Consider the following 20,792-nt stretch of genomic DNA (forward strand, 5'->3'; position numbering starts at 1 on the left):
GCTACTGCGAAAGTTCGTCGCTCCCCAGTAAAGGCTTTGCCATAGAATGGCAGGGAAAGATGGTGATAGTCTCGAATTACTCCGGCAGTATCGCCGTACATTTTGGGTCGAGCGGACGGGAAGCGGGCGTTCGTCGGGAGTCAGGTCAGACGTATCGGGGGACGCGCGCTGATCGGTCACTTCCGTCGACGAACGGGAGCGTCACGATTGTGGCCGCCACTGCCTCCCCGGCGACCCGAACCGACAACGCTCTGTTTTCCTCGGTCGATTCGGCGTCGGGTTCGAAACCGCCATCGAGGTCGGCGGCTACGACCGCCATCGCGATCGTCGCGTCGAGCGTCGGTGATTCCATGACTCGCGTGAGTTCGCCGACCGCCGCATCGCCGTCCATCACGGCGGCGCCGGCCTCCGGCACTGCCTCCGCGTCGAATTGGATCCCCACGAGTCGCTCGGGAGGCCGCCCGCGGTTCTCGATCCGGGAGACGACCTCCTGGCCGACGTAGCAGCCTTTCTCGAAGTCGAGCGCGTTCCGGACGCCGACGACGTTCGGGAGCCGTCCGTCGAGTTCGCTGGCAAAGAGCGGCGTTCCGGCCTCCAGCGTCAGCGTGTCCCAGGTCTTCCAGCCGAACGGCGCCGCGTTCAGGCCCTGGTTCACGAGCACGTCGAAGACCTTCTCGGCCGAGTCGGCTGCGCAGACGACCTCGTAGCCTTCCTCGCCGGTCGGGGCGTCGGTCCGGAGCACCGTCACGCCGACGTCGTCGAACTGTCCGCGGTCGAACGTCAGCCGCTCGTCCGGGGGCGTGCCGTTCGTGAACACGCTCGCGACCTTCTCCGTCGCCTTCGGACCGTGGACGCCGAACACGCCGAACTCCGCGGTTGCGACCTCGAAGTTCACGTCCTCGATGAACGTCTTGTCCGTCCACTCCGCGGCGAGGGACTCGGCCTCACCGGGCGGAACGAAGACGAGCAGTCGTTCGCCCGCGTGGTAGACGTACATGTCCGTCCGGATCTTCCCATCGGGATCGAGCAAGAGCGCGTACGAACCGTCGCCTTCCGCCGTCGGCACTGCATTGGTCACCGCGTTGTCGACGTAGTCGACCCGATCGTCGCCAGTGACAGAAACGATGCCGTACGCAGCCTCGGTCACCCCGGCCACGTTCCGCACCGCCGTGACCGTCCGCTCGGGTCGGCCGTAGTCCAGCACGACCGAGCGGCCGCCGCGCTCGGTGAACGTCGCGCCGTGGGCTTCGTGCACCGACCGGAGCACCGTCATCGCGCTATCGTCCGACGGCGGGCCCCAAAACACCCGCGATCCGTCGAGTCCCCTCCGCAATCCAGTCGCTCCGTGGATCGACGACGGTGCCTTCTAACGAATGGACGTTGGTCGCGAAGCGGCTAAAATGGCAGACGGTCGCGGAGCCACTCGACGAAGGACTCGTCGTCGACTTCCTCGCCGCTTGGCACCACGCGGTCCGCGGGCTTGATCGTCGCGCTGCCGGGGGCTTCCGGCCCGTTCTCGACGACGATCAGGTCGTCTTCCTTGAGCGAGGCGAGTGCGTCTTCGATCGAGTCGATGTCTGTGGCGACGTGCGTCCGGAGTTCGAACACCGTCATCCCCTCTTCGTGTCTGTCGACCAGCGCTTCGAGGACGGCGAGCTCGACGTCGCCTCTGTCACGGTACCCCTGCGCGACGGGCATCACTCGAACGTTCGGCGGGGAGGGAATTGACTGTTTGGGCGCGGTGGACAGCGGCAAAACGAAGCCGCACCGTGGCGGCGAGTTGCTCGCCGGGTACTCAGGAATGCTCGGCGTCTGCCAGCAGGTCCTCGGCGGTCACGAGCGATTCGAGTTCGACGTCGTGGTCGGCGAGCAACTCGGCAGCGCCCTCCTGGCGATCGACCACGACGAGCACGCGGTCGACCGTGGCCCCCGCATCTCGGAGCGCCTCGACGGCGTCGGCGGCGCTCTGGCCAGTCGTCGCGATGTCCTCGAGCACGACGACCTCCTCGCCATCGGCGAGTTCGCCTTCGACGAGGTTCGCGGTGCCGTACTCCTTGCGCTGTTTCCGGACGATGACGTACGGCCGTCCGGTCTCGACGCTCGTCACCGCGACGAGCGGAACCGCGCCCAGCGCGACGCCGGCGAGTTTGGGCCCGTCGGCTGCCGACGCTGCGCCGCCGTCGTCTTCGTCGAGTCGGTCGGCGAACGCCTCGGCGATCAGTTCGAGACACTCCGGTGCCGTCTCGAAGCGGTACTTGTCCACGTAGTAGTCGCTCGTCCCGCCGTGTGAGAGCTCAAATTCGCCGAACTGGACCGCGTCGGCGTCCCGTAGCGCATCGATGAGCGTCCGGTCGGTCATGCTCACGACTCCGCAGTGCCGTGGCATAAACGACGTGGAACGCCAGCGACGCACTCCTTCCCAGATACGTACGGGTCAGCTATGTAATTCGGTAACGTTTAGCAATGCAGCGCCCCTAGCGCAGACGTTCGCCATGGGAGCCACAGCGACACCGACGACGGCGACACCGAAGGCCGATGCACTCCGAACGACGGTCCTCGCGGGGCTGGTGGCAGGGATCGTGATGGGAGCGATCATGTACGCGGGATCGGACGTCCTCTCGACCATCGGCGCGATCGTCGGCCCCTCCGGCGCGATCGCCGGGTGGATCCTCCACCTGCTGCTATCGATGGGGTTCGCGGTCGGCTTCGTCCTCCTGCTTGCGACGACGCCCGTCGCATCGGCCTTTCGCGAGCCAGTCGACACGGCGTTGCTCGGCGTCGCCTACGGCGGCCTGCTCGCGATCGTCACCTGGGGCGTCGTCATCCCGATCTCCCTCCTATCCGGGGGATCCTTCCCCCTCGGACTGACGCCGAGTGCCACGGTGATGGCACGAATCAGCGTCGTGCTCGGGATCGCGCACCTCTCCTACGGACTCGTCCTCGGAGCGATCGTCGCGACGCGTCTCCAGCCGCGACCGCTCTTTGCCGACCGGCCCGCCGAAGCGTAGGGAGTCCGAATCCCCGTCTCCGCTCGGTCACTGCGCTCCGCCACTCGTCTCCGTCACTTCGCTCCGCTACTCCGCCACACCACCACTCCGCTCGGTCACTGCGCTCCGCTACTCCACTCGATAACTCCACTTCGTCGCTCCGCCCCGTCACTCCACTCCTGCGTACCGTCGCAATTCGGCCGCAGCCTCGTCGCTGTAATCGAGTGGGGATCGCGCCGGGTACACCGGGGCCATCGCCGTCGCCACCGACTCGCCGTCGGTCGACCACCGCCGGCCGTGCTCGTGACGCATCCCGAGGCAGTGTCCGACCTCGTGGAGGAGGATCCGTCGGTACCGGGGGTCCTCCATCCAGTCGCCGTAGGACGCCACGCCGACTCTTCCACCGAGTTCCTCCACCATGCCACCGTATTCCCACGTCACGGCACTCGAACAGACGAGGACCTCGGCGTCGACGTACTCCCGAGGTCGATGGGACCGCCACCACTCGATGGTCGAGCGGATCGACTGCCCTTGCTCGCCGGGTAGCTCCGCGATCCCGTGTGGCCCGATCCGACACGTCACGTCCGCTGGAAGGCAGTCGACGATCGCTCGTTGCACCGACTCGCAGGCGAGCATGATCGGCTCCGCCCCGCCGCGCTCGATCGCCGCTGCAGATGGCGTGATCCCGATCTCCAGAACGACGTCACGGTCTGGCTTTTGCCCAGAACCGACGGCGGCGAGTCCGCTCGCGCTCTCGAGGACCTCGAGGAACCCGCGTCGCGTCGTCGAACCCCCGGCAACGCTGGCGATGTCGATTGGAGGGCCGGTACGTCGTTTGTTAGTTCCCGACTGGCAGCCGGACGGTAGTTCGACGCCCGAAGGCGGTCACGTCCGTGACAAAGGGACTCCTACGTCTGTCGAGAGATCGGCTACCGACCGGACACGAAACGCCGGAAATCGCTACCGTCGAACCGCTCCCGCGACGGCAGCGAGCACGCCCAGCGCGAGAATCGACGCTCCGAGGCCGAATCCGGGCAGCGAATCGTCCCCGCTGTTCGCCCCGCCACCATCGGTCTCGGCCCCGGCGTCGTCCCCGGACTCAGGCGTTCGATTCGTCTCGTTCGCCGTCGTCACGTCGACGCCGTCACCCGATCGATCGCCAGGCTGGTACGCCGGCTCGAGCTGTTCCCCGCCGCCGTCCACGACGATCGTCGCCTCGTCGCCTAAGCTCCGCATCGGGAAGTCGCTCCCATGGAGTTGCGCGTCGGGATCCGCGATCAGCACCGTCGCGTCGCTCGCTGGCGCGTCCTCGCGGAGTTCGATCGTGACCGTCGCCGCGACGCCGGCGCCGGTGACGCCGTCCTCCGCGTCGGCTTGCTCGTGCCGAACGCGGATCGCACCCTCACCGGCGTCGGTGACGGTCTGCTCGACGCTGCCGCCGTCCCTGGCGAGCCACGGGCCCGCTTCGACGCTCGTCGGTTCGCCGACCTCGGGCGGCACGGCGACGACGAACGAGTAGGATTCGATCCCCTCGCCGGCGTATCCGCCGTCGCTTCGGAGGACGACGTCGACGGTGACGGTCTCGCCGGGCGATGCGGTGCGTTCCTCCTCTCCGAAGTCGAACTGTGCGACGGCGTCGCCAGCGAGGGCTGGGCCGACGAGCGCGAGGCCCGCGAGCAGTACCACGATCACGGCTGCGGCGATCACGACGCGTCGTCGGATTTCGACTCGGGGTACCCGAGATCCGCGCACGGTCACCACCCCTCCAGCGCGACCTCGACGGGGTCCATCGACAGGAAGGCAGTCTCGTAGCCAGCGTGCCGTGCCATACTCGGCGGTGCGTCGAACGTGATCGTGCAGTCGTCCCCGGGTGAGAGTTCCGGGATCGTGGCTCCGTAGTGGAATCCGGCCCGATGGTCGACCGTGGCGAGGAGATCGGTCTCGGCCACGACTGCCCCGTCCCGCCGAATCGTCGCCGACAGGGCAGCCCCGGACAGCGCAAACCGGTTGTACGGCGTCCGGGGCGATACGAGGAGGTAGGAGGCGTCGTCGCCCGCGAAGCCGTCGACTACCGTCACCGCGGCGTCGGCGTCGTGGCTCCGCGGCAGCGACGGCTCGCCGGAGCCGGATCCGCCGTCGCTCTCGCCCGTACCCTGCAGCGTTCCGGGGAGTGCGCTGGCCGGAGGGAGTCCGCTCGCGCCGTCCATCGGATCGATCGCGCCTGGCACGCCGCGTTGCTCGTCGTCCACGTAGCGGATCCGATCGATCAGCCGATCCCGGAGGGCCTGGTCGTAGGTGAACGAGAACGAGGTAGCGGCTGCGGAATCGAACCGTCCGTCGAAGGCGCCGGTCGTGCGAGCCTCCATCGGCGGCACCTCGACGGCCACGTCGTACGTGCCGTCATCGTCGAGGGGGACGTTGTCGCCGAAGTGGACGCCCATCGTCTGCGAGAGCATCCGCCAGGGCGATCGGCTGTCGACGAGTCGGCCGTCGGCGTCGTGGACGGTCGTCGTGAGGCCGCTATCGACGGGGAGCACGGTGCCGGTTTCGGCGTCCTCGATGGCGACCATCAGGTGGACGTCCACAGCGTCCGATACCTCGACGGGTTCGACGGCGCTCCCGGTGACGATCCAGAACGGATGCGCATAGGAGACCATCGCGCGAAAGCGGTACGGGCCGTCGGTCGTCGTGCCGAGCATCTCCACACCCTCGCGGTGGCCAGGAACGTAGACGACGTCCGGCGGATTCTCGACCTGCTGGAACTGGGGCTGGCCGTCGTTCTCGCCGTCGCCGCTCGATCCGAGCCCCGGATCGACGCAGCCGGCGAGGCTCGCGCCGCCGAGGGCGGCGACGCTCTCGAGGTAGCGTCGTCGGGATGGATCGTCCCTCGAGTCCCGGCGAGCGCCGTCCGGCGTCATGGATTCGGTGTGGGCAGCGCACGCAGTGCTCGTGGCGGGAGGAGGTAGTTCCCCCGACGCTGGACGCTGAGGTACTGGAGGATCCCGTTGTTCTGTCGACTCCCCACGGCACCGTTCTGGGCGAGGTCTTCACCAGCCATCGCCTCGCGGACGCGGACGAACGTCGAGATGCCGTCCTGGAGCGCGAGGAAGTGCACGCCCGGGTAGTCGCCGTCGGTCGTATTGAAATCGCGGCGGAGCAGCGGCGGTTCGCCGTCCACTCTCGCCCTCGCGGCCTTCTGGGCGTGTCCCACGACGCCGGGATCCCGGGCGTCTTCGGCCGTGTCGTCGACGACCTCCAGGACGTTCGTCGAGGTCCCGAGTTTCTCGCCGAACTCGCCGACGCGCTCCTCCTCGGCGTGGACGTGACTGAACAGTTTGCTCACTCGCTCGTGGTGGCTGTCCTGGTCGAACCACGCCCCGAGCTGGAGGCGGTCGGATTCGAGGTGCTGGGTGGTACCGTCGGCGAACGGGCCGTCATCGATGGTCACGAAGTCTTCCGTCGCCTGGCTCTCCTGGAAGCCCGAGCGGTAGCCCATCCAGAACGGCGCCTCCTCGTGAATGTCGTGTTCGGGCAGGCCACCGATTTCGCCTTCGGCCTGCTTCTCGGCCACGAGCCCCGGTCCGACGAAGCCGGTCGTGCGGTCGACCTCCTCCAGCACGCCGTCCACGGAGGTGGCCATCTCGAGGCCGTTCAGCGTCTCGCGGTTCCCGAGGAGCGCCTCCTCGGCGGCGAGGACGACCGCCGGGTCGTCGCTCGCGAGGTGCACGGTCAGGTCGTGCGTGTCGAAGTCCATCGTCTCCGGAATCTCCAGGGAGGTGAGCGCCTGTGGTTCTGGAAGATCGACGGACTCAGGCAGGGGTTCCTCGTAGCGATCGAAGTACGCCGGCGTGTAGCCAGCGGTGAACAGCAGCCCGTCGGTCTGCCAGGCGATCGCGCGTTCGAGTTCCCGAAACGTCGATTCGACGGCCTCGCGGGCAGCCTCGGTCGGCTGGCCGTCCGCCGAGCGCTCGGCGTCGCTCGTTAGCGAGAGTTCCGCGAGGACGTGGTGGTCCGGTGGATCGACGTTCCCGTCGACGTCGCGGTCGAGCACGTCGTTCCAGGCGTGCTGTCTCGCGGGGAGCGAGTCGAGATCGCCACCCGTGGGCGCGTCGACCTGCTCGTCGCCGCCACCGCTCGCTTCGAGACAGGCGGAGAGACCGACCGCGCCACCGACGGCGACGGCGGCCTGGAGGAACTCGCGTCGGGAGACCGCGTCCCGATCGGGGAGGGTCATCGGCGTCGCCTAGCCGATCGGCGCTCAATACGACTTCGGTCTCGGAGCCCGTGCAACCCGCTTATGTGGGGTCGCGTCCTCGCTCGACTCGTGCAGCGTCGCCGCTTCGTCCAACTCGGCATCGGATCGCTCGTGGTCGCCGCCGCGGGATTCGTCGTGAGCGGCATGTCACGACTGGTGGTCGCCCGTGACACCGCGCTCCTCCTCGGTGCGCCGTTGCTTCTCGCCGGATTCAGTCTCGCGGTCGCGGCATTCGCGCTCGCCGTACTGGCGTCGATCGGCGTCGTCGACGTCGACGATTCCGGAGCGTAACGGGCCGACGGGGGAGCCGTCGCCAGTCACAACGCCTTAGCGTCTGCTCCGCCTATCCGTCTCTGCGTACCGTAGTCCCCGCCCGAGACGCCACCAGGCCGCGATGATCGGCGGAGAACCCCGGTACGCGACACCGTTGGGGCACGAGTATCGTCCCCGCCCGGCACGAGGGTTAGTCGGCCGACCGCGGCACGCCGCCTGGGATGACGCCGATCGTTAGTGTTCCGGGCGTACATTTCGACCGTTTGCAGCGCTCGCTACGCTCGCTTGCAAAATCTCGACCATAAGCACTATTCGCTCCCGTTGGTCGCTCGTCGGCCTCGCGCTCACGTTCGTTCGCGCGAGTGAATCGAAGATCTACCGGATCCTTCGGACCACTCGGTTGCCGAATGTTTGCGTTCGAAACCTCCACTGAGCTACTATTAGATTCTCCCCTGGTAGTGATCCGGGTGTATATTTCGTGTCAGCGAAGGTAGTTTTCGATCGACTCGACGACTTCATCGACGAATCCCTCGGTCACTCGACCTTGCCACGCGATCAGATCCTCGGATCGGGGTGAGTGGACTGCCCATGGCGAAACGAACGACTCCCGTGGGACGCCGCCGGTGGTCCATTGCTCGTCCGTCAGGGCGAGCGAGTCTTCGTACTCCTTGGTCGAAATCGCAACGGCGAGGAACTGCTCGCCACCGAAGGGATGCGAATCGTTGTTCACGATCAGCCAGGGCCGCTGTCGATCGTTCCCTAGCTTGAACGGATCTGCACTTCGAACCACGTCTCCTCGTTCCGGTTGCATCTATTCGTCCCGTTCGCTGGGGTGTGGCTCGTCCGGCGCAGTAGCATTCCACTTCTCCGGGTCGATACCGCCGTCCTCGTCGTCGAGTCGCTGCGAGATAGCGTGGAGATCGTACGCTTGGCTCACCCGCTCCAGGTCATCGATGACGGCCCAGTACTCACCTTTGTGACGGACGAGTTCGCGCTGCTTCAGTCGGGAGAGAGCGGTACCGACGGTGTTCGGATCCTCGTCGATTCCAGTAGCGATCTCGGACCGCGTGAACGCCTGATCCCGGTTCGTGTACAGGAACGTGATCACCTGTACCGGGACGCTCGGGCCCTGCGGAAGTTCGCCGGCTTCGAACTCCTCGATGCGAACGGGCATGCTATGTACTTGGTGTACTGGCGTAATGAATGTGCTGGTATACTGGAATTCCCATCAAGTCGCGGTCGAAATCACGTTCATCTTGCCTACTAGTAGATTCTCGCCCGGTAGTGTTCCGGGCGATATTCCACTCATCATCTGCGCCTCGACCGTCCAGTAGTACATCACTCATCGGCTTCGGGGCCGTTTTTCCCACGTTGCGGTCACTACAATCGTCCCGCCGTCGGGTGAATGGATACATTTTTGCTGAACGATCACGGTCTTCGAGGCATGGCAGTTCGTGACAGTCGGGCGGAGGTCCGTGGGACCGTCTCGCTTCCAGCCGTCGTGCCGTTCTCGCTGCCGCACCTGACCCGAACGAGCTACGAACTCGGCACCCGCTCCATCGAGGACGAAGAGGCGACCCTCCTCGAGCGCTGGCGGCACCGGAGCGATCGCTGGGCGCTATCGGTCTTCGCGGTGACGAACGAGACCGTCCTCCTCCGCGTTCGGACGCCGGTCGGCCGAGCGCGATTCTACGGCGCGATCCGATCGGAACTCGACTCCGCATTTCGGTCACTCGCTGCGAGTTCCGACTGGCGGCAGGTCGACTGAGTCCTCGTCGAACCCGCCGATTTCGAAAACCGGTTCCGTTCTCCGCCCCTGTCGATCAGGCGTCGTCTCGCAACCTGCTTCGTCGGGCCTCGAACTCCTCCTCGTCGATCTCACCCTGTGCGTAGCGTCGACGGAGGACCGCGAGCGCATCGCCATCCGTCGAGTCGCTACGACCGCTGCCACCGTTGGCCAGCAGATACAGGAACGCGACTGGGATGCCGACCAGCACGAGCGTGCCGAGCAGCATCCACAGGAATCCGGTCCCACCGTCCATCCACCCGCCCATCCCGTCGTGGGTGCCCATCAGGCCGTCGTGGTGATGGTCGCCATCGTCCCCGCTGTGGGCTGCTGCAGGGGCACTCATCGCCGTTACGACGAGGACGCCGATCAGGGCGATACCCACGAGTCTGGCGACGGTCAGACGGGATCTGCCGTTGTGGTCGCTCATACGACGTAGTACGGCAGCCTCGTTTACCCCCATTGCGGCTCGAAATGCGAACGATCGGCTCCGATAGACTTTGCAATTCGAGGTGCACGCGAATCTCCTCGTCGCATGTCCATCAAGTCGGGCGATCCGCGGCTGAGGTATGCCCTCCACGGTTGCGTCAGCGCCGCCGCTCCAGCCACGCGGCGATCGTGACGACAGCGAGGAAGCCGACGACGATCGATGCGCCGAGGACGCTCGCCGCGAGTTCGGGATCGGCCTCCACGACCACGAGGAAGATCCGGACGTCGAGGCCGACGACGATCACCGCGCCGAGCACGTCGAACGCGAGGTCGTAGACGGTGTCGTCGAGTCCGTAGTACTCGAGGATCGGATCGACGCCCCGCGCCTTGCCCAGTTCGCGCGTCCAGAGTTCGAGGAACTCCCAGACGACGCCGAGAGCGAGCGTGACGAGGATCGTCCCGGCGGCCAGCGTCGGCGCGTCGAAGCCGATGCCGGCGACGTGCCTGTCTGCGGCGAGGAACGTGGCGTAGACCAGTGCAGCCAGCAGCGTCGCAGAGAGCGTGTGGGTGACGTGGTCCCACCACCAGACCCAGTCGTACGGGCCGAACATGCCGACGGTGTGGACCAGCCCCGCCGTAGCGAGCCAGACGGAGAGCAGCGGTGCCGCATCGAGGACTGGGACTGTCGCTGCGCCGCCCACCACCGGACCGAAGGTGGGGAGCACTGCGGCACCGGTGGCGACGAGTGCGTTGACGAGCGCCGGTACGTTCCCGATACCGGCGGCGACGGCGATCGTGGCCAACAGGCAGACGAGAAGGACCGCGTACGTGGCGACGAGTGGCTGAGTCATCGACGATCTGGTACCTGGGTGCTCGACTGTTCGTTCGCGCCGCCCACGCAGCGCTCCTGTCCATCCCCGTCCTCGCCCGCGGCCGCTTCGGCCGCTCGCTCCGGCACCGAAACCGGCCGGGCGAACTCGTTCGGAACATCGACTGGGTTCGTGTTAGTCGTTACTTCTCGGCACCCGTCGGCAGGTTCGCCGGCAGCGCAGCGCTCGCCCATTGCGTTTGAACCCCATCGGCAGGTCGCTCGCGTCTGTCGGCTTCGAGGACGTCGTCACGAGCGGGCCCACCGTTCCGAGTGTTACAGCGTCGCTTCGATCCCGACGAAGGAGCCCTCGCCGTAGCCCGACTCGACGGGTTCGGGTTCGTCGATCTCTCCGGGCCACTCGTAGATCGTCTGGACGAACGTCAGGTCGCCGAACCCGGCCGTCCGGAGCGCCTCGACGAGTTCCGCTGTCGTGACGAACGTCGCGTCTCGGTAGAACGGATTCTGCTCCTGCTTCTCCCGATAGATCCGGCCCACGGGACTGTTCGCGTCGATGAACCCGATCACGAGCGCGCCGTCGGGGTCCAGGATCCGTGCGGCTTCCGAGAAGGTCTGTGCGACGTCGTCGACGAAACAGATCGTCGTGACGAGCAGCGCCGTATCGAACGTACCGTTCGCGAACGGAAGCGCCTCGGCGACGCCCTGGACGACGTCGATCCCGCGCTCCCGTGCCCGCTCGAGCATCTTCCGGGACGGGTCGAGGCCGACCTGGATCCCGAGTGGTGCGGCGAAGCGGCCGGTCCCGACGCCGATCTCGACTCCGTGGCCCGTCGCGGGAACGAGGCGATCGAGGGCCGCGAGTTCGGATCGGTAGGCGTGCTCGTGGTCCTCGAACCACCCGTCGTACCGGTCGGTGTGTTCCTCGAACGGCGCTACCGTCGACATGGGTCGACGTAGGTCTCACGGGGACACCAAGGTTGGGCTCCCGGAACGGTCCTGCCCCCAAGAGTGGAGGTGTATCCGTCGAGAATCGCTCCGATCGGTCCCAGCGTGCTCAGAAGACGGAGTCGGCGGTCGCGGCACCGACGACGCTGAAGATCGCACCGACGCCGATCGCTTTCACCGTAATGTAGGCCCGCTCGACGTCGCCGTGCTCCGCGAGGAACGTCTCCGGCGCCCCGAACGTGAGGGCGAGCACGGCGACGGAACCGTAAGAAACGATCATCAACGAGACGAACCGGACCGGCACGCCGGCGACGTCGACGTCGTCCTCGGAGTCACGGCCTGCAGCCTTGTAGAGGGCGGCGTAGCCGATCGAGAAGACGATCGCGACGGTGACGAGCGCCTGGATCGCGTTCATGTTCGTCGCGAGGGTCCAGACCTCTTCGGTCACGACGAAGGGCCCAGCGAGGAGGAACCCGCCCACGACTTGCTGGGCGGAGTCCGCGATCCGGAACCGTCGCCGGGGTCGAAACCGCGCCATGCTCCCCTCTGCGGCTGGCGGCCTCATGAACGCCACGGACGGCAGACCGTTCCGGTGGTCGATCGGCGCCGGCGGGCAGTGGAACGAACCGCGGCAGAATGGATACGGTGGGCGTGCTGCCAGATCGAACCGGAGGTGCGATCTAACCGTAGCAGTGCGATCGCACCCCCGATTGTGCCCAGGTTCGTCGGACCAGGTTCGGCTTACTCCTCGTCGTCGCCCATCTCCGAGAGGCGATCGACGAGGTCACTCGTCGGTGAGTCGTTCTCGAAGGAGACCTCGCCGTCGTGGTCGTGCTCGTGCACCGAGACGGCCTGATCGTCGTCGGTATCGTGATCACGGTCGGATTGCTCGGACTCGTCGTAGCTTCCAAAACCCATATCTAGATATTCGACGCCCGTCGGAAAGGTGGTCCGGTTTCTGCGCGGTCAGGCGGTCCGAGCGTGGCGGCGTTCGGGTGAGGAACCCGTACCGCCTGCGTCAAGGTTAACCACCCTCCCCCGCAATGTGGGGGCATGAGCACGGACGCCGCAACCGGGGGGCGCGTCGACGTCACGGACGACGCGGTCGAGCAGGCGCTCTCCTTGCTGAACTCCGAGGAGATGGATCCCGACGAGTCGGGCCTGCGACTGTTCGTCCAGCAAGGCGGGTGCGCCGGACTCTCCTACGGCATGCGCTTCGAGGACGAACCGGACGAGGACGATCATGTCACCGATCACGACGGCCTCCGCGTCTTCGTCGATCCCGCGTCGCTGGATTACCTCGAAGGAAGCGTCCTCGACTTCGAGTCGGGACTGCAGGCCGAGGGGTTCCACGTCGAGAACCCAAACGTCGTCAGCGAGTGTGGCTGCGGCGAGAGCTTCCGGACGTAGCGCAGTTCCTTCTCGACGTCGGTCGCTCCGACGGGCGAAGCGTCCCCACCGTCGTCCGACACCGTCAGATCACGAGGAACGCCATGTAGGCCACGGACATCAGGATGGCAGCGTGCTTGGCGCCGTCGCGGATGTCCCCCGAACTCATCTGGCCGGCGACGATCCCCGACAGCAGCGCTTGCAAGAGCGCAGTGTGGAAGAACAACAGCGTGTAGGCTTCGGCGTCGATCGTTCCCAGTCCCTCGAGCTGTCCCATTCCCGGCGTCACCGATGGCTGATTCGGATTCCCGCCGCCGGGCGTGATCGCCTGTTCGGGGAGGTTCGGAATGAGAACCGCGTCGAGGGCGGCGATGATGACGAGGAACACTCCGAAGGAGACGTAGACGACCACGACGTAGGCGAGCATCTCCTGTTTGCGCTGGCGCTTGAGTCGGCGGTCGGCTTTCGCCTGTGCTGCGGCGATGCGCAGGACGCGGGAGACGTCGCCGCTGGCGTTCATCGCGTTCGTGATCAACGCGACGACCCGGGAGATCGTCCGCGTACGGACCCGTCGTTCGAACCGTTTGAGCGCTCGTTCGATGTCCGAGCCCCACTGGATGTCCGCCCAGATGCGATCGACCTCCGGGCCGAGCGCGCCGAGGTCGCTCGCCCGAACCCGCCCGATCGAGTCGATCATCGAGAGTCCGGCTTCGTTGACGCTCGCGAGCCGATCGAGGAAGTCCGGCACGGCGGCCTCGATCGTCTCGATCCGGCGGCGGTGGATCTCGAACACCATCGCGAACGTCGCGACGACGAACAGCGTCGCCTGGATGAACATGTCGTCCACCACGTCGACCGTCAACTGCCCGGCGGTCGCCAGGCGGAACAGGGTCCCGAAGACGGCGATAGGGACCGTGACGTAGAGCAGCGTGATCGGTCGCTGGACGACGGTCCGCCCGGGCGCGCCGATCCGATCGCGGAGCCATTCGATCCGGCGATGGACGGCGAGGCGTTCGAGGTTCGCGCGCTGGCGGTCCGCGTCGCCGGCGTAGCCACCGTCCGTTCTCGCGTCTCGACCACCAGCGGCGGTGGACGTACCGGTGCCGGCTCCACCAGCCCCCAGTTCACCAGCGGTCGGTCCCCGAGTGCTCGATCCATCACCGGTCGCCCGCCTGATGTCGTGGAGCCCGGTCGCCACGGCCGGCAGCGACTCGATCCGCTCGCCGCGACCGAAGCGCGCGGTGACGGTGTCGAGATAGAGGATGAAGCCGAGGTTGCCGATCGGGATGAGGAAGTAGACGAACACCTGGAGCGGCGTGAGCGTGTTCGCGCCGGCGATTCCGATGATCACCAGGATCGTGATGAGAAACAGTGGACCGGCGACGAGGACGGTTACGTAGGCTTCCGCCAGCGTGGAGATGAGGTTGAGTAGCTGTTCCTGCTGGGCCTCGGCCTCCTCCTGGAAGTCGTCGTACTGATCGTCGAGGAAGCCGGCGAGGTTCCGGCCGCTCTGGAGGACGGAGGCCAGGTTCTCGGCGAACTCCTGGAACTGCTCGCTCGGCGTGCGCCGGCCCATCCGCTGGATCGCGGTGATCATGTCCCTGCCGAAGAGGTCCATCTGCCGGACGGCGACGTCGACTTCCGCGGCTGTCGCCCCGTAGATTCGCCGGTGGGCAGCCATAATCGAGAGAACCTTCGTGAACGACATCCCGGACCGTGAGAGTGCGTACATGAACGCGATCGCCTGGGGCATCGTCGCCTCGATCGAGCGCATCCGGGTCGCCGCGACGTGTCCGGGCCACCACCAGCGGAAGACGTACGTCAGGAGGCCGGCCAGGAGCCCGAACGTGAGCCCGCTCGCGAGCATCACGGTTAGCAACTCCATCGGGGTCAACGTCCCCAGGCCCGCGAAGTTCGACAGCGGTGCCAGCGCCGTCGGCAAGAGCGCTCGCATCCGTTCCTGGTCGATCGCGAGAATCTTGAGGGCGCCCCAGACGACGTAGAGGCCGAGGATGCCGCCGACCAGCGCGCCGACCATCGAGTAGAGGATCGTCGTGGAGGCGTAGGCGCGATAGGTGGTCGGGAACTGTGCCGCGCGGAGCCGGTGCTGGCGCGACGCCTTCTTGCGCTCGCTCCGATCGACGTAGCTGCCGAAGGCCACGACGGAGATCCGCCGGAGCACGCGATCGACCCGATCGATCCCGATCGCGAGCAAGATCGGGAGGGCGAGGAGCCCGGCTATCGCCAGCGGGATGAACGGTCGAAGTGCGATCAGCGGGATGAACGGACGCACCCCGACGAGCGAGACGACCGACGCCGGTACCGTCGCGGTGCCGATCATACTACGCGTCGGGAACCGGGTGGTCGCCGGTCCCTGACACTCGCTCCATCACGGCGTCTTTGTCGGCGTAGTACTCGTTGACCAGCGCCGTGAACTGGCGGTAGTCGGTGACGTCGTTGTCGCGGAGGTACTCGAGGAACTGCTGGCGATCCCGTCGCTCGCTGAGGTACTCGCTCTGGGTCCACCCCCGCTCCTCGCGAATCTCGCCCATGACCGCCGAGCCGCTGCCGGAGAAGCTGTCGTCGTCGGCGTCCCAGCGGTACGCCGTCGAGTAGTCGAGTTCGCCGGTGCGCTGGTCGATCCCCTCGATCTCGGCGACGGTCTTGTTTCGGCGGACCCGTTCGTCCTCGAATCGGGTCAGGGTCTGGACGCAGAGGACGTCCAGCGACTGGACCATCGATCGCGGGACGTTGATCGGCTCGTTCTCGAGGCGATTGATCACCGTCTGCACGCTGTCGGCGTGCATCGTCGAGTAGGTCGTGTGCCCGGTGTTCATCGCCTGGAAGAGGGTGATCGCCTCGTCGCCGCGAACCTCGCCGACGATGATGTACTCCGGTCGGTGACGGAGCGCGGAGCGCAGGAGGTCGTACATCTCGATGTCGGTGCCCTCGTGGAGGCGCTCGCGAGTGACGTTCGAGAGCCAGTTGTCGTGGTAGAGGGTCAGTTCGCGGGTGTCCTCGATGGTCAGCACCTTCGATCGCGGCGGGATGAACATCGAGATCGCGTTCATCGAGGTCGTCTTCCCCGACGCCGTCCCCCCCGCGAAGATCAGCGACTTGTTGTGCTCGATCGCGAGCCAGAGGTAGGCCATCTGCTCGACGTTGAACGTGCCGTAGTTCAGCAGGTCGATCGGGGTGAAGGGGTCCTCGGCGTACTTCCGGATCGTGAACGCGGACCCGCGGGGCGTGACCTCCTCGCCGAGCGCCATCTCGACGCGGGACCCGTCGGGTAGCGTCGTCTGGACCATCGGATCGCCGATGGAGATGTGGCGCCCGGACTGCTGTGCGAGCCGCACGACGAAGTTGTCGAGTTCTTCCTTTGCGAAGCTCACGCTCGACTCGACGTCGGTGTAGTCGTCGTGGTAGACGAAGATCGGGAGGTCGTAGCCGTCACAGGAGATGTCCTCGATGTGGGGGTCGTGGAGGATCGGGTCGATCTTTCCGTAGCCACGGAATGCCCGGTAGACGTAGTACAGCAGCTTGTGGAAGGAGCCGACGGAGAGGTCGGCGCCGTACTGCTCGAGCTGTTCGCGGAGTTCGTCGCGGAGGACGGTCTCGGCGTCGTCGACGTCGATGTCTGTCCGGTAGATCAGCGGGTCGCGGACGTCCTCGATCGCCGTTTCGAGCAGTGCGAACTCGTCGTCGGTGAGTTCGGGCTCCACGATCTCGTAGCGATACTCGTTGGCAGCGTCGTCGTAGTTGATCGAGACGAACGCGAACGGCGCGTTCACCCAGTATCGGTCGACCTCCTCGTAGCCGTCGAGCCCGTCGAAGCTGACCAGCGGTCCGTGCTCGCTCGGGCTGTACTCGTCGGTCGGGATGGTCGACCCCTGGAGGAGCTGGCCGGCCCGGAGGAGTTGCCGGCGGACGTACGCGAAACTCGCCTCGAACTCGCCAGTGAGCGAACTGGTGTCGTTCGACTGGGGAGGCTCTTCTGCTGTCGTGACCGTGGTATCGGAGCCGCCGTGATCCGCAGCGGCGCCGCGTTGCGCGCCGCGATCGCTGGCGGCGTCGCGCTGCTCGGCGCGCGCCTCGTCCGGTGCGGACTCGGGGTGATCGGGTGTCCCGGCCATTGGAAGGTGACGGAAGTCCGTCGTCTGCCGAAGTATGTCAGGCACTGACCTTAAGTGGGGTGGCCGGTGGGCGTCGCGACCGTCGTCGATTGCCCGACTTCACCGATGGACGGGAGCGAGTCAGGTCGGTTCGCTCGCGTCAGTCGCCTGCTCGTCCTCGAGGAGTTCGACGCGGAGTAAACTCCCGCCGAGCAGGAGCATGACCACGAGTCCGATCGGCACCGGATACTCCTCGAAGACGCGATGACGGTAGAACAGCCCTGTCGAGAGTGCGAGCACCAGGCCTGCCCCGGTTAGCAGGGCGCCCATCACCCGGACCGGATGGACTGGAAGGGCGTCGAGCACCTGTTCGTACTCGACGTACATCACGACGCTTAGCACGACCGCGAGGACGACGAGCGCGGCACCGACGTACCAGACCCAGTAGGCGATCTCGATGGCCCCCGATTCCAGCGTATCCGCCCGCTGGACGACGATGCCCATCGGCGTCCGGACGTCGATCGCCTCGGCGAAGGGCACGCCGAAGGTGAACCGGATCTGCGCGAGCGGGAATCGCAGAAAGAGCACGGACCCAGGGAGCCCGTCGATCTCCGGCACGTAGGACGTGTACCAGGGGAGGAGTACGGAGAGCCACGCGGAGACGACCGCGAGTTCGCCGGCGTACTCCGACTTGACCCAGACCATGCCCGGAGTGGACACCGCGCCCGGTAAGAAGCTACCGGGTTCGCGAATGTCGCAGTGAAGCGACCGTCCATACCGATCCCGGAGTGAAGCGACCGGCCTCACGGATCCCGGAGTGAAGCGACCGTCCATACCGATACCGAGATGGACCGCCCACGCTCTAGATCGACGGTCGTCGAATCACCCCGACGCCACTCGATCCGGAACTGCACGCACTAGGCTCGCCGCCTCCCACCGGTCGCGTTGGGACGTGGTGACGTCAAAACTCCCTCCGGGCGTTACGTTCAAGCCACGTCGTCCACTATCACAGGTAGGGAATGCGACGCGACTACTTCAGCCTGGAAGTCGAGGACGTCGATTGGATCGAGGACGACGGTGATCCCGCGAAGCCGTGCGTCACCATCGACTTCGAGGGACCCGCTGCTGCACTCGAGGAGCGCTTCGCCGACGGGGACGAGGGACTGCTCGACGCCGAACAGACCGATGTGGCCTTCCGTCTACAGGACGACCTCGACGCCGAAGATGCGGCAGGCGTCGTCAGCGTCACCAACCGCATCACGGGCGACTTCGTCCTCGAACTGAACGAGGACGCCGACGACGTGCTCGCGTTTATCCGGGCTGCGCGTCGCTACGGCGAACTGGACGCCGACGAGGACGGTGGGTACGACGTGCGGGTGCTCATCGACGGTGAGCCCTTCCTCGAGTACGAGAAGCGAACGTTCCTGGTCTACAACGACGCCGGAAACCTCCTCCGCAATCACAGCCTGATTCCGTCTGGCGTCGAACTGTAAGGGCGGACCGGTACGTGCCGTTCGGTGCGAGCTCTTTCGTGCGCGCGGCCCGTTGCAAGTCGCTCGGTGGGCGCTGTCCGGTGTGTGACGACCGTCGGTAGCTCACTCGATAGTTGTCGCCAGGTCGAACAGTTCTGCGATCGTGCGGCGGGTCTCCTCGTCGTGCGCCGTGCTGTCGATCGTCGCCAGCAGGACGGCTTCGCCAGTACGGACCCTGCCACAGAGCACGTGGAAGAAACGGAACGTCGCCGGGAGCGGCGCTGCGTCGAGTACGTCAGTCGTCGAGTCGAATCCGATGACGACGCGATCGAACCGGTGAGAGAGTCGCTCGAGCACGTCGGAGACCGCGATGCCCAGTGCCGACAACGAGCCCGGTCCACCGACGACAGCTGACTCTGCGACGCCGTCGGGCGTCCGGTCCGCGCCTGAAGCGTCCACGACGCCGATCGCCTCCGCTGGGACGCTCCGCGTTCGAAGCCTATCGACCGCGTCGTCGGCGTTGCCGGTGGTGACGTACAAGACTGCCGTGGAGGTGTCGGGATCGGTGAGTCGATCCCCGAGTGCAGCGGTCCCGGCGGTGCGACCGGGGGCGAGCAAGAGTTCACACGTGCCAGGGCGGTGGGTGATTTGTTGCGGCGGCTTCTCGTCCATGAAGGCGTGTTACACCTGCTTGCAGGGGCATCACGGATAAGGCTGGGGGCGATGACGCGTCTTGCCGAAATCTCAACGCTCGTCGAAGATCGAGTCTGCGCGTGTACCGATTCGAGATCGGTTCCCGGGCGATCGCCGTCCGTTCGCTGATGGCGCCAAGCTAAGTGGCCGGGAGCGGAACGGTCGGTCATGACGCTGTTCGGCACCGCGGGGATCCGTGGTGACGTGCGAGAGGCGGTCGATCCGGAACTCGCGCTGGCTGTCGGCAGGGCCGCGGCCCGCCACGCAGTGACGACGGACGATTCGGGGAGCTCGCCGTCGTTCGCACTGGGGATCGACGGTCGCGAGACGAGCGAGGGACTCGCCGCGGCCGCCGCTGCCGGGCTCGCGAGTGGCGGTGCCGAGGTCGAGCAGATCGGACGGGTCCCGACGCCGACGCTCGCCTTCGCTTCTCGCGGCCGTCGCGGCGTGATGATCACCGCGAGCCACAATCCACCGACGGACAACGGCATCAAGCTCTTTCACGACGGCGTGGAGTACGACGGTGAGGCCGAATCGAGGGTCGAAGAGCTCGTCGCAGCCGATCCAGCCCCCGGTAACTGGGACGAGTGGGGATCGATCCGGGACGGATCAGTGCTCGACGCGTATCGCGGTGCCGTCGTAGACTACCTCACCGAGCGGTTCCCGGAGGCGATCCAGGCGCTCGCTGGCCAGCGCGTCGCGGTCGACTGTGGCAACGGCGTCGCCGGACTCGCGACGCCCCAGATTCTCGGCGCGCTCGGCGCGACCCCCGTCGCCCTCAACGCGAACGTCGACGGCTCCTTCCCCGCCCGTGAGAGCAAGCCGACCCCGGAGTCACTCACCGGCCTCCGGCGGCTCGTCGCTGCAGACGAGCAGATAGCGATCGGGATCGGACACGACGGTGACGGCGACCGCCTCGCGGTCGTCGACCCCGACGGTGACGTCGTCCACGAGGATACAGTTCTCGCCGTCATCGCCGAGCGCTACGTTCGAGACTCCGCTGCCGGCGATCCAGTCGTCGTCACGACGCCGAACGCCTCCGGTCGGATCGACGAGCGCGTCGCGGCTGCCGGCGGGCGAACCGAGCGCATCGCCCTCGGGCTTCTCCACGAGGGAATCGCCCGCGAACGAGCCGCAGGCGGAGACGACACGGCCGTCGTCTTCGCCGCCGAACCGTGGAAGCACGTCCATCCGGCGTTCGGTGGCTGGATCGACGCAATCGTCTCTGCGGCCTTGATCGCCGCCCTCGCCGCCGAAGCGGGTGGCATCGAGCGCCTCACTGCCGACGTCGTCGAGCGACCGTACCGCAAGGAGAACGTGCCGTGTCCCGACGCTGCGAAAACGGCGGCGATGCGCCGCGTCGAGGCGGCGCTGCCCGAGCGGTTCGAGTCGACGGCGGTCGACACGGAATACGGTATCCGGGTGGAACTCGCTGGCGGAGGCTGGGTTCTCGTCCGGCCCAGCGGCACCGAGCCGTATCTGCGAATCTACGCAGAAGCCGACGCCGTGGACGAGGTGGTCACCACTGCCCGAGGGGTCGTGGAAGGGGCGGTCGAAGCGGCGTGAGCAGCCGTCAGGAAACCGGGGTTACTTCGCCGATTCGAGTCGAGTGGTCCCGAGCT

Annotated in this window: 24 protein-coding genes; 6 read left to right on the plus strand and 18 right to left on the minus strand. The window is 66.6% G+C overall.

Going from position 1 to position 20,792, the window contains the following annotated elements:
- Positions 1-145: 145 nt before the first annotated feature.
- From L593_RS13265 to pyrE, 3 genes are all read right to left on the minus strand, one after another.
- Entirely contained in the window at positions 146-1,273 is a 1,128-nt protein-coding gene (locus L593_RS13265; protein WP_020447484.1) for an aminomethyltransferase family protein, read from the minus strand.
- A 122-nt stretch (positions 1,274-1,395) separates the two neighbouring features.
- Positions 1,396-1,698 (minus strand): DUF6432 family protein, encoded by a 303-nt coding sequence (locus L593_RS13270; protein WP_020447485.1) that lies wholly within the window; start codon positions 1,696-1,698, stop codon positions 1,396-1,398.
- A gap of 97 nt (positions 1,699-1,795) precedes the next feature.
- Positions 1,796-2,359, minus strand: a complete 564-nt coding sequence (gene pyrE, locus L593_RS13275; protein ID WP_020447486.1) for an orotate phosphoribosyltransferase — start codon at positions 2,357-2,359, stop codon at positions 1,796-1,798.
- Positions 2,360-2,492: 133 nt separating this feature from the next.
- Between pyrE and L593_RS13280 the strand changes: the two genes are divergently transcribed.
- Complete coding sequence (locus L593_RS13280; protein WP_020447487.1) at positions 2,493-3,008, plus strand: hypothetical protein; 516 nt, start codon at positions 2,493-2,495, stop codon at positions 3,006-3,008.
- 147 nt (positions 3,009-3,155) lie between these two features.
- Here the strand turns inward: L593_RS13280 and L593_RS13285 are convergent, their stop codons facing one another.
- From L593_RS13285 to L593_RS13300, 4 genes are all read right to left on the minus strand, one after another.
- Entirely contained in the window at positions 3,156-3,623 is a 468-nt protein-coding gene (locus L593_RS13285) for a M66 family metalloprotease (RefSeq protein WP_020447488.1), read from the minus strand.
- Positions 3,624-3,947: 324 nt separating this feature from the next.
- Positions 3,948-4,694 (minus strand): hypothetical protein, encoded by a 747-nt coding sequence (locus L593_RS13290; protein ID WP_020447489.1) that lies wholly within the window; start codon positions 4,692-4,694, stop codon positions 3,948-3,950.
- Positions 4,695-4,741: 47 nt separating this feature from the next.
- Positions 4,742-5,905 (minus strand): hypothetical protein, encoded by a 1,164-nt coding sequence (locus L593_RS13295; protein ID WP_020447490.1) that lies wholly within the window; start codon positions 5,903-5,905, stop codon positions 4,742-4,744.
- On the minus strand, positions 5,902-7,221 hold the full coding sequence (locus L593_RS13300; RefSeq protein ID WP_020447491.1) for a hypothetical protein: 1,320 nt from the start codon (positions 7,219-7,221) through the stop codon (positions 5,902-5,904). The genes L593_RS13295 and L593_RS13300 overlap by 4 nt, the downstream gene beginning before the upstream one ends.
- A gap of 90 nt (positions 7,222-7,311) precedes the next feature.
- On the opposite strand from L593_RS13300, the gene L593_RS13305 reads away from it, so the two are divergent.
- A complete protein-coding gene (locus L593_RS13305; protein ID WP_049894513.1) occupies positions 7,312-7,533 on the plus strand; it encodes a hypothetical protein in 222 nt (73 codons plus the stop codon).
- Positions 7,534-7,996: 463 nt separating this feature from the next.
- On the opposite strand, the gene L593_RS13310 is transcribed toward L593_RS13305, so the two are convergent.
- Together L593_RS13310 and L593_RS13315 are read right to left on the minus strand one after the other, a co-directional pair.
- Entirely contained in the window at positions 7,997-8,326 is a 330-nt protein-coding gene (locus L593_RS13310; protein WP_020447493.1) for a hypothetical protein, read from the minus strand.
- Positions 8,327-8,689, minus strand: a complete 363-nt coding sequence (locus tag L593_RS13315) for a hypothetical protein (RefSeq protein WP_020447494.1) — start codon at positions 8,687-8,689, stop codon at positions 8,327-8,329.
- A 270-nt stretch (positions 8,690-8,959) separates the two neighbouring features.
- Here L593_RS13315 and L593_RS13320 point away from each other — a divergent pair, with 270 nt between their 5' ends.
- Positions 8,960-9,283 (plus strand): hypothetical protein, encoded by a 324-nt coding sequence (locus L593_RS13320; protein ID WP_020447495.1) that lies wholly within the window; start codon positions 8,960-8,962, stop codon positions 9,281-9,283.
- 55 nt (positions 9,284-9,338) lie between these two features.
- Here L593_RS13320 and L593_RS16335 read toward each other — a convergent pair whose 3' ends face one another.
- The 5 genes from L593_RS16335 to L593_RS13345 form a co-directional block, all read right to left on the minus strand.
- Entirely contained in the window at positions 9,339-9,731 is a 393-nt protein-coding gene (locus tag L593_RS16335) for an SHOCT domain-containing protein (protein ID WP_020447496.1), read from the minus strand.
- Positions 9,732-9,888: 157 nt separating this feature from the next.
- On the minus strand, positions 9,889-10,581 hold the full coding sequence (locus tag L593_RS13330; protein WP_020447497.1) for a hypothetical protein: 693 nt from the start codon (positions 10,579-10,581) through the stop codon (positions 9,889-9,891).
- Positions 10,582-10,874: 293 nt separating this feature from the next.
- Complete coding sequence (locus L593_RS13335; RefSeq protein ID WP_020447499.1) at positions 10,875-11,504, minus strand: class I SAM-dependent methyltransferase; 630 nt, start codon at positions 11,502-11,504, stop codon at positions 10,875-10,877.
- Between the two features lie 109 nt (positions 11,505-11,613).
- Positions 11,614-12,042, minus strand: a complete 429-nt coding sequence (locus L593_RS13340) for a DUF2391 family protein (protein ID WP_020447500.1) — start codon at positions 12,040-12,042, stop codon at positions 11,614-11,616.
- Positions 12,043-12,245: 203 nt separating this feature from the next.
- Positions 12,246-12,422 carry a DUF5786 family protein gene (locus L593_RS13345; RefSeq protein ID WP_020447501.1) on the minus strand — a complete coding sequence of 59 codons (177 nt, stop codon included), beginning with the start codon at positions 12,420-12,422 and terminating at the stop codon, positions 12,246-12,248.
- A 135-nt stretch (positions 12,423-12,557) separates the two neighbouring features.
- On the opposite strand from L593_RS13345, the gene L593_RS13350 reads away from it, so the two are divergent.
- The gene (locus tag L593_RS13350) at positions 12,558-12,914 is read left to right on the plus strand and encodes an iron-sulfur cluster assembly accessory protein (RefSeq protein ID WP_020447502.1); all 357 of its coding nucleotides are present in this window, start codon (positions 12,558-12,560) and stop codon (positions 12,912-12,914) included.
- Positions 12,915-12,978: 64 nt separating this feature from the next.
- On the opposite strand, the gene L593_RS13355 is transcribed toward L593_RS13350, so the two are convergent.
- From L593_RS13355 to L593_RS13365, 3 genes are all read right to left on the minus strand, one after another.
- Positions 12,979-15,234, minus strand: a complete 2,256-nt coding sequence (locus L593_RS13355) for a type II secretion system F family protein (protein WP_020447503.1) — start codon at positions 15,232-15,234, stop codon at positions 12,979-12,981.
- Position 15,235: 1 nt separating this feature from the next.
- Positions 15,236-17,026 (minus strand): ATPase, T2SS/T4P/T4SS family, encoded by a 1,791-nt coding sequence (locus L593_RS13360; RefSeq protein ID WP_020447504.1) that lies wholly within the window; start codon positions 17,024-17,026, stop codon positions 15,236-15,238.
- Between the two features lie 120 nt (positions 17,027-17,146).
- Positions 17,147-17,710 carry a hypothetical protein gene (locus L593_RS13365; RefSeq protein WP_020447505.1) on the minus strand — a complete coding sequence of 188 codons (564 nt, stop codon included), beginning with the start codon at positions 17,708-17,710 and terminating at the stop codon, positions 17,147-17,149.
- 314 nt (positions 17,711-18,024) lie between these two features.
- Between L593_RS13365 and L593_RS13370 the strand changes: the two genes are divergently transcribed.
- A complete protein-coding gene (locus L593_RS13370; RefSeq protein WP_020447506.1) occupies positions 18,025-18,498 on the plus strand; it encodes a DUF5793 family protein in 474 nt (157 codons plus the stop codon).
- A gap of 102 nt (positions 18,499-18,600) precedes the next feature.
- On the opposite strand, the gene L593_RS13375 is transcribed toward L593_RS13370, so the two are convergent.
- Positions 18,601-19,149, minus strand: a complete 549-nt coding sequence (locus L593_RS13375) for a hypothetical protein (protein WP_020447507.1) — start codon at positions 19,147-19,149, stop codon at positions 18,601-18,603.
- Positions 19,150-19,338: 189 nt separating this feature from the next.
- Between L593_RS13375 and L593_RS13380 the strand changes: the two genes are divergently transcribed.
- Positions 19,339-20,736, plus strand: coding sequence for a phosphoglucosamine mutase (locus L593_RS13380; RefSeq protein WP_020447508.1), 1,398 nt, complete (start codon positions 19,339-19,341; stop codon positions 20,734-20,736).
- Positions 20,737-20,792: the final 56 nt, after the last annotated feature.

Origin of the sequence: Salinarchaeum sp. Harcht-Bsk1, assembly GCF_000403645.1 — an archaeon.
Lineage (GTDB): Archaea > Halobacteriota > Halobacteria > Halobacteriales > Salinarchaeaceae > Salinarchaeum.